Raw genomic sequence first — 6,703 nt, forward strand, 5'->3', positions numbered from 1 at the left:
TACTTTCTACATTCCCTTTACAAACCCTTTATAAACAAAAAATAAATCAGAAAAATAAAAAAATGGTCGGAACCTGTCACGAAATGGACACGAATAAAATAACAAACGATAAAACGCCCGGACCATTATAGGTTCGGGCGTTCTTCATTTCCGTTTATCCAAAAACCTGCCATCAAACGTATGCATGCTGGCATATGGGTTGATATATTTTTTACCGGACTGCTTTTGCTTATTGATCATCCGTATATCCATTTTCAATTGCTCGAAAATCTGCTGCACATGCTTGCTGATCCGTTCATTCATCGGCAATAGCGCCTTGCCCAGCTGCTTTTCTTCATTTGTGAAAGGAGGCTTCAGCTCGTCCATCTGTTCAGAACGGATACCCAGCAGCTCTGTAAGGGAATGGACGACTTCTTCCCGATTCTCGGCTGTCACAGGCTGACTGACGAGTACATCCAATTCAGAAGTCGTGTCATACAATGCCTGCACCCGATTCATCAGACAGACGCTCCTGTACCGAATTGCTGCTTGCGCGCCTGTTTGACGACTTCCTTCCAAGTGTCACGGAAATCCGTGATCAGTTCCAATGCAGCACTGAGCGCTTGCGGATCATTATGTGTATTTGCCTGAATCAGCTGCTGATTGATAAAGTCATATAAAGGCATGATTTCTTTGGAGATTGGAATGTCAGGATCCAAAGTAATCATTAACTCACGCACGATATTCTGCGCTTTTTGGATATTGGTATTCTTCGCCTCGATATCCTTTGTTTCCAATGCCTGCTGAGCAAATTTGATGAATTTGATACAGCCGTTATACAGCATGAGTGTCAGTTCACCTGGTGAAGCGGTCTGGACGGAATTTTGCTGATACGCCTGGTAATTTTTTACCGACATGATTGTCATACTCCTTTTACGCCGTTCCGAAGTTAGACATCAGATAAGCGGATTGTTGATTCAATTGGCTTATGGCTTGTTCCATGGCTGAGAATTGGCGCCAGTATCGATCTTCTACATCTTTTAGATAATCCTGATAAGACTCGATTCTCTCATTGACTTCATTTAAGCTCTTGCCAATCGTGAATTGATCATTTGTATAAGTCGATTTACCAGCCTTGTTATAGATATTGTCCATTGTCTTTTTAAGGGAATCTTCCAAACGATTGAGCAATCCCCTTGATTCATCTTCTGTATTATTATAAAAGAGCTTGTGGACCGCATCGGGATCCTCCGTCAAGGCTTCCCTTAGTTTTGTTTCATCTATGACCAGTTTCCCATTATCGCGCCACTCTTTGGAAGTTGTGATGCCGATTTGGGTCAAGTGCGTAAATGTCCCGCCGTTCTCTACCGAGCTGTACCAGGTCGAACGAAGTCCCGAAAGACCAGAGGTCAATGTAGAGTCACTTCTCAACAGACCGCTCTTCGCCTTCTCTTCCCACAACTTGATTTCATCCTCGGACATTTCTTCCTTTTGAGCTTCTGTGAGAGGAGGATAATCGCGGTATTTCTGCTCCGTCAGCTTTCCGTTCACTTCTTCGATCAGCTTGTTATATTCATCGACGAATGCCGTGATTTTTTCGACGGCCGCATCCACATCATTGCTGACTGTCACTGTTGCTGCACCATTTGTCGGAGCCGTGAAGTTCAGCGTCATGCCATTTAAATTATAGCTGTTTTCGGTGGTCGTAATCTCCAGCTTGTCGTTATAAACAAGCACCGCATTCTGGCCCTTTGATTCTTCATTCTCATCCAGATTCAAGAAACTCGTGAAGAAGTTATTGGTGCTGGCATCGAAACTGATCTCCGATCCGCCATCTTTATTGAATTGCCCGGTATCTTTCTTCTCGATGACAACTTTTCTTGTCTGTTCGTCGTAGAAAGCGCGGACACCCGCGTCAGAATTTGTAATATCTGAAAGGATATCATTCAAGCTGTCGGTTGTTTCATAAGAAAAATCATGCACCTGTTCGTTGCCATCTTGATCATATGTCGTGATGGAGAAAGATAAATCGGCTTCTGTGACTTTTTTTCCTCCCGCAAACGTTTGCTCTCCTATTGCAGCGTCAGGATCGAAACCAGCTTCTGCAATGCTTGAACCACTTGTATTGATAGAGGCCTTTGCGATTTGCTTCACATTGATTGTAAAGTTGCCATCCGGAGCGGCTGACCCAGCCGTAACTGTCAAGGCACTGCTTGTTGAACTAGTCGACTTTGTATTGAAGTTTGTCGATAATCTCATGTCTTTGACTTTTTCATAAAAACTATTTAATGAAGTATTCACTTCCCGATATGCATCCTGCTGCCAGGTCAGCGTCGTTTGCTGCTGCTGAAGTTTGTATAATTTCTGGCGCTCTGCATTCATCAATTGTTCCACGAGGGAATCCGTATCGATTCCGGAAGCAAGTCCCCCTACACGCATGGAATTGCTGCTGCTGCTGGAAGAAACACTATCTACCATATGATCACCTGCTCCTTATATTTTTTCATCTACGAGCAAACCCATGAATTCCGCCATCTTGGCATAGGCATCCAATAATTTCTTCGGCGGGATTTCCCTGACGACTTGCTTCGTATCGGAATCGACCACAGTCACATAATAACGTTCCAGTTCTTCATGCAACTCGAATTTCAAATTTGTATGGGTCGGTTCCAAAAATTGATTCATTGTTTCAATCACTTGTTCAAAATCTGATTTGTCAAAATCGATATATGGGTTGGAGCCATCCGAAGCGGTCTCCTGTTTACGTATTGTTTCGCTCGCTGCGGGACGACTTTCTCCCGACTGGTGTGTAACATGCTGTGAAGCGGTAGACAATTTATCAATCATCAAAGCCATCTCCTTGCACATGCGTTTCTTTTTATATCGGCAGAATGACAGGGATGTGAAGAAGCAAAACAAAAAAAACGCAGAAAAAAACGGGCACTTCTTTCTGTACCCGCCTGCTTGTCATCAATTATGGACTAACTTGTGATCCGAAGCCTCACTGGCAAGATAGGCTGCTGCAGTTCATGTGCTGCCTTGTCAAGATCGATCAGCTACCTTTCTGCTGATGGAAAAAGGTGAAACACATCATGTAAGCATTTTCAAATCAGTTAATGGAGATACGGCTGCTAGTACGGATTGCCTGTGTCAATGTTGCGGTTGTTTTGACATTGAAGCTGACTCCCAGCTGGACTGCTGTCTGGGCAATTTCAGGGCGCATTCCGGAAATCACCGTTTCCACCCCGACTAATTTCAGCGCGTCGACAAGATAAAAGATTTGCTGGGCAACCATCGTGTCGATGATGATGACGCCGGAGAGATCGATGAACAGCAAATCGACATCCTGTTCGGTACATGCGCGAAGTGTATTCTCCAATATCAGTTTCGCTCTGTTCGTGTCAATGTCACCTACCAATGGCAGCAGGGCTGTCGTATCATTCAACAGGATGACTGGAGAGCTGAGTTCATTGATCATCTCCTGCTGTGCCTGCAGCTTCCGATTCGAATAATGATGCATTTCCTCCGTCACTTTCAGGATCACCTGATCAACGGCTGTGATTATTTCGCGGTTCCAAAGTTCAAGCATTTCCCGTTCGATCGTGTCTTTATGTAAATGATAAAATTCATTGATCAAATCAAGGTACTGCTTCCGAGTGACAACAAATTCACGGATGATTTGATGCGTGGGCGTATTCAGATGTTTTTCATCCCGCGCAATGGAAATAATCCACTCTTCGAAATTTTTGCTGAAAGTTTCTTTGTCTTCAATGAAGATACGAAAGAAGTGAAGATGAAAATCGTAGTTTTGCTTTTTGAGGTTTTCTATCGTTTCTGGATCACGGGTTGCGTAAACGCCAGAGCTGTTATGCTTATCAAGCTGCCGATACCAATCTTCCGTAAGGTCCTTCGCTTTTTGTTCCAAAAACAAATACAAGTCTTTATTCCTATGCATACTCCTGTTCCTCCTGAGGTTCATTTAACTTCTCTGTTTAAATATATGTAATTTTGCCATTCTTGTAAATTCACAAGTAATAATTTGGAAAATATTCATTCCTCCCGAATCAGGAGGATTGTCCTCTTCTATCTACCCATAACCTATTCATTCAAAACCTATTCCGGAAAAAATAATCGAAAGTAATAAAAAACCGCCCTATAAAGGCGGTTCACACGGGCTGGGTGTAAGCAGCGATTTTCTCCTGGATAAAATCCCACACCCTTGCTGATGACTGGTCATCCTGGAAATGATGGACTTGGTCCCGTATTTGTTTGCGTTCAGCACTGAACCAATTAGGATTTTCTATAAAAGTTGCCAAAGCATCCTGCAGTCCCTCCTGGGTCGTCACTTTCGGACCAGGTGTCCAGTTCGTGTACGAATCAAGGATGAACCCACGATTCTGCTGATACGAATGAAGATCGACAGGCGTATAGATGATAGGCTTATCCAGAAGCAAATAATCAAAATATATCGAGGAATAGTCCGTTATGAGCATGTCGGCCAGAGGCATGATTTCATACAGATCCATACCATAGCGTGTCAGCATTTCATCAGTAAGGAGATGGACACGTGTCTGCCTTTCGAAATGATTCAGGAACAGCTTCTCCTCCGCTGGATGCAGCTTCACTATCAGCTCCAGGTTTTCTCTCTCCAGGAAATCATGAAACTGATCATTATCGAAGCTCTCCATGCCAAACAAATTATCCCTATTCAAATTCGTATCCGCACGGTCATTATGTGCTACTTGCCGATACGTCGGCATAAAGAAAATCATCCTGCTTTCACTTGGATCGATATCGAATTCTTCTTTCAGGAAATGTGTATCCGGCCGCTGAAGCAGCAAATCATTCCGCGGTGCTCCCGTCAATTGGATATGTTCGGGGTTCAATTTAAAGCAGCGGATCATCAAATCACTGAAGAAATCCGAATAAGAACATACATAATTGATGCTGCCCCAACGGTCTGCCAGCACATGCTTATTCTGTTCATTCTTATCCGCAAACCCCATCGCTTTCAGCGGAAAGCCATGCCAAGTATCGATGATCAGCTGGTTTGGATTGTACAGCTTTTTGTTGTGCTTGATATTCGCTTCGGTAATGATCAGCACATCGGCTGCTTTTACTTTTTCCTGGAACTCTTGCGTTTCCTGCTGCTGAAGCAGTTCTGCATCGAAGGATTCACGTATGGCTTCTGGTATACTTTTTGCCAATGCATATGTGTTCGAACCGCTGCTATTGCGCGCTACCATGACTAGCTTTTTGCGGCCTGCCGCGGATACGGACTGCTCTTCTGGACGGTAAGGCGCCTCCCGCTGCAGCTGATCGATTTTCCATGTGCCAGCTTTATTGACCAACTCCAGCCGGCAATATACTTTCTCGGATCGATCTTGCTCCTTCCAAGTCTGAATCAACAGCAGACGCACCGATGCCCTTGTATAATGGTAGTCTACCGATTCCACTTTGGGATATGCGGCTTGCCTGGTCACATCAGCCTCCACAGGATGAAATTCTTCATTAATATACCGCTGTGTAAAGAAGCTTGCTAAATAATCGACTTCCTCTTCTGTTTGAGCGATCGATTCAGATCCATCGATGGCGCAAGTCAAAATATCATCCAGCACTTTATAATAAAGATATTGCGGATCATGTATGGCTTGCTGCGGGATTTCGGAATAGCTTTCCTCCAGCAATGCTGTTTCCAAGCGATCAACTACCGATTCCATATGATATGGCTCGGCCAGTTCCTGACATGCCTCTGCTGGAGGGAGTTCATACACGCCTTCCGCAATCCCCCGCAAATCAGCCAATGTCGGCAGCGGCTCGCCGTACCCTTCCTTAACCGGCACGATTCCTCTGGCCAGTGCCTCGATCGTCAAACGATGCGATGCTTCATCGTTTCCTTTGATGATCAATGCTGTCGCTGATTTTACATGCGGCCAAAAGTCCGCCGCCTCATCCTGCCATAGGATCGATTGTCCGATTCCCATGTCTTGCGCCATGGCCTTGATGGCTGCCTTATCAGGTCCATCTCCGATCATCATGAGATCAGCCTTATCCTGGATAGCCTGAAAAGCCGCAAATAATTTCTCATAATGATGATCAAATAAGGATAGCTCCCCGACAGAGACGAAGCGCGCCTTCTTTTCTGGCCGGGGAATGACATCCTGCTTTCCCAGCAAAATCGGTTCCCCGATCATATGGAGCCACTGCTCCTGAAATGCATAACGGCGCACTGCTTCCTCCAACTGTTCGTTCATCACCAAATGACGATCACTGAATTTCAGCGCCTCTTCGTAACCATATTCTTCAGGAGCTTCTTGCAGCCAGGAATAAATCCGGGGCATCGGTCCATGCAGCTGCGCCACCGCCGTACGGCATACATAATTCATCAGCGGCGCCCGGACCGCCACAATCACATCCGGCTTGCCATGGTGCCGCAGGCTATTCGTATAGCCTTCGATCAAGGAATCTGGGTTCTCATACTCCAGTCCGCTCTTCTCTCCGTAATAGTGAACCTCAGGCAAAGCCGTCTCCCACTTTGCATCCTCGGATCTGTATGATTGAAACACCCTTACCTGATGACCCCGATCAACCAGCAGTTCGATAGTCTTTTTCAATCTTGTTTCCAAGGTCCCGTTCCCATCGGCATAGATGAGGGTGAAATCGATGATCATGCGAGCATCCCCTTTTCAGACAAATAAAAAAAGTAAACGTAGAATACGTTTAC

6 protein-coding genes are annotated in these 6,703 nt (G+C 45.1%); all 6 read right to left on the reverse strand.

Features of this window, described 5'->3' with window-relative positions; genetic code table 11:
- Positions 1-144 precede the first annotated feature (144 nt).
- Positions 145-498 (reverse strand): flagellar protein FliT, encoded by a 354-nt coding sequence (fliT, locus tag CHH53_RS10725; RefSeq protein WP_095216127.1) that lies wholly within the window; start codon positions 496-498, stop codon positions 145-147.
- The gene (gene fliS, locus CHH53_RS10730; protein WP_095216128.1) at positions 498-896 is read right to left on the reverse strand and encodes a flagellar export chaperone FliS; all 399 of its coding nucleotides are present in this window, start codon (positions 894-896) and stop codon (positions 498-500) included. The genes fliT and fliS overlap by 1 nt, the downstream gene beginning before the upstream one ends.
- A gap of 16 nt (positions 897-912) precedes the next feature.
- The gene (locus tag CHH53_RS10735) at positions 913-2,457 is read right to left on the reverse strand and encodes a flagellar hook-associated protein 2 (RefSeq protein WP_095216129.1); all 1,545 of its coding nucleotides are present in this window, start codon (positions 2,455-2,457) and stop codon (positions 913-915) included.
- Positions 2,458-2,472: 15 nt separating this feature from the next.
- Positions 2,473-2,826, reverse strand: coding sequence for a flagellar protein FlaG (flaG, locus tag CHH53_RS10740; protein ID WP_095216130.1), 354 nt, complete (start codon positions 2,824-2,826; stop codon positions 2,473-2,475).
- Between the two features lie 262 nt (positions 2,827-3,088).
- A complete protein-coding gene (locus CHH53_RS10745) occupies positions 3,089-3,934 on the reverse strand; it encodes an STAS domain-containing protein (protein ID WP_095216131.1) in 846 nt (281 codons plus the stop codon).
- 211 nt (positions 3,935-4,145) lie between these two features.
- Entirely contained in the window at positions 4,146-6,650 is a 2,505-nt protein-coding gene (locus CHH53_RS10750) for a CDP-glycerol glycerophosphotransferase family protein (protein WP_095216132.1), read from the reverse strand.
- Between the last annotated feature and the right edge of the window lie 53 nt (positions 6,651-6,703).

The sequence above is a fragment of the Terribacillus sp. 7520-G genome (assembly GCF_002271665.1).
Taxonomy (GTDB): Bacteria; Bacillota; Bacilli; order Bacillales; family Amphibacillaceae; genus Terribacillus.

Bases quoted from the DNA above. Each gene is read 5' to 3' on its own strand.
- fliT (WP_095216127.1), bottom strand. From the start codon at position 498: ATGAATCGGGTGCAGGCATTGTATGACACGACTTCTGAATTGGATGTA.
- fliS (WP_095216128.1), bottom strand. From the start codon at position 896: ATGTCGGTAAAAAATTACCAGGCGTATCAGCAAAATTCCGTCCAGACC.
- CHH53_RS10735 (WP_095216129.1), bottom strand. From the start codon at position 2,457: ATGGTAGATAGTGTTTCTTCCAGCAGCAGCAGCAATTCCATGCGTGTA.
- flaG (WP_095216130.1), bottom strand. From the start codon at position 2,826: ATGATTGATAAATTGTCTACCGCTTCACAGCATGTTACACACCAGTCG.
- CHH53_RS10745 (WP_095216131.1), bottom strand. From the start codon at position 3,934: ATGCATAGGAATAAAGACTTGTATTTGTTTTTGGAACAAAAAGCGAAG.
- CHH53_RS10750 (WP_095216132.1), bottom strand. From the start codon at position 6,650: ATGATCATCGATTTCACCCTCATCTATGCCGATGGGAACGGGACCTTG.